The 1130-nt window shown below is 32.1% G+C and carries 2 protein-coding genes; one reads left to right on the forward strand and one right to left on the reverse strand.

Annotated features, from left to right (window positions below):
- Positions 1-94: 94 nt before the first annotated feature.
- The gene (locus ACFILL_RS09260; RefSeq protein ID WP_375630470.1) at positions 95-418 is read right to left on the reverse strand and encodes a hypothetical protein; all 324 of its coding nucleotides are present in this window, start codon (positions 416-418) and stop codon (positions 95-97) included.
- A gap of 113 nt (positions 419-531) precedes the next feature.
- Between ACFILL_RS09260 and ACFILL_RS09265 the strand changes: the two genes are divergently transcribed.
- Positions 532-858 (forward strand): hypothetical protein, encoded by a 327-nt coding sequence (locus ACFILL_RS09265; protein WP_375643838.1) that lies wholly within the window; start codon positions 532-534, stop codon positions 856-858.
- Positions 859-1130 lie beyond the last annotated feature (272 nt).

Here is a 1130-nt window from a genome sequence, read left to right on the forward strand (position 1 = left end):
TCTTAAGGCTTTAATACGATGAAGTGTGTGATTACCAAAAACACGTGTCTCATCCGTGAATTCATATTTCTTTTCTACAGCCATCTTTATCTCCTTAATGCTGTAAAGTTTCTCCAGTGTGATCAACACCGCAGCTCTTGCTAATTTTCGACAATGGGGGGTGTTGCTCTTGCATTAATCTCTGCAAGCGCTCGGGATAAAAAAAATCTTCTGGACGCAAATCTATCCCATGATCACGTGCGTAGTTCAGAAGCATAATTTGATATTTAGCTGGTATAATTCCGCCTTTACCCTCTAGTTTTTTTAAAGGATAAGTCCATTTATAAACAGCAGACACATGGCATTGAGAAATCAATGACACACGTTTCGCACCGCCTAAATATTTTATAATCGTACCTGCTGAATTTTTGATATTCATTTTAATTTCTCTATTTATCAAACGGGCATTTATTCGATTATAGAAAAAATGTCAACATTTTTTCTAAAATAGAAATGTTGATATTTTTTAAAACAATAGGAATATTGATAAGTATGGATATTCAAAAAGAAATAAAAATTTGGGCAAATGAAAAACTTAAAACAATGGGTCATGGGTCCCGAACTGAATTAGCTAAACATATGGGACTTCATACATCTGTTATATCTAAAATGCTTTCTGTCGATGATGATAAAGAAAGTAGAAGCATATCTGCTGATGAACTCGTTAGATTAACTTCATTTTTTAAAGCTCTCCCCCCTCATTTTATACCCGATAATTGTGATGATTATTTTTTAAAATTATATTCCTCGGCAAAGCCAGAGCATAGAAAAGCCGTCATTTCTTTTCTGCGATCTTTGCAAGAAGAAGATGGAAAATAACCACCCGTTTTTGCTCATTTGTTAATGACGAAAATATTTTTAGAGCTTTTTTAGACTGCTTCATACAGAATTTTCTCCACATTGAAATGAAAATTAAATTACTTTTTTGTGTAGACTATTTGTCTATTACTAAAAAAATTTTTTCTGTTTTAGAAAAATTATATTGACTTATTCTAAAATCGAAAATATGTTCACTCCATATCTTAGAAAATAACTTTTGCCAATAGGCAGTATGGAGGCATTTGTGAATAAACCAGTGTTTATAAATTCTG

The organism is Bartonella sp. AP20NXHL (genome assembly GCF_042196165.1).
In the GTDB taxonomy this organism is placed as follows: Bacteria; Pseudomonadota; Alphaproteobacteria; order Rhizobiales; family Rhizobiaceae; genus Bartonella.